Source organism: Psychrobacter sp. 16-MNA-CIBAN-0192 (assembly GCF_040309565.1).
Classification (GTDB): domain Bacteria; phylum Pseudomonadota; class Gammaproteobacteria; order Pseudomonadales; family Moraxellaceae; genus Psychrobacter.
The window spans coordinates 1-255 of record NZ_JBEOOX010000471.1; the positions used below are offsets into that span (position 1 = coordinate 1).

The 255-nt window shown below is 39.2% G+C and carries 1 protein-coding gene; it reads right to left on the minus strand.

The annotated features are described in order from the left end of the window. The coding region (locus AAEY78_RS14015) for a hypothetical protein (RefSeq protein WP_352339994.1) at positions 1-255 on the minus strand (255 nt) is incomplete at both ends.

Consider the following 255-nt stretch of genomic DNA (forward strand, 5'->3'; position numbering starts at 1 on the left):
TTTTCTACCGCTTTATTAATGCTATCTCGACTTTTACCCGCTTTATAAAATTCAATGGCTGTTTCCATGTTTGGAGTATAGCCTTCTTCGGCTTGATGAATACGTCGAGTTTGCTGGCTCCAAAAAATGCTATTGTCTATTAGGTCGACTTCCCATGTGCCTATATTTGCAACGCTTTCAAGTTTCAATAAGGTGTCACTATTTTTAGTGAGATTAACTTTATCCTGATTGCGCGCAAATTCTGAGCCCAACCAC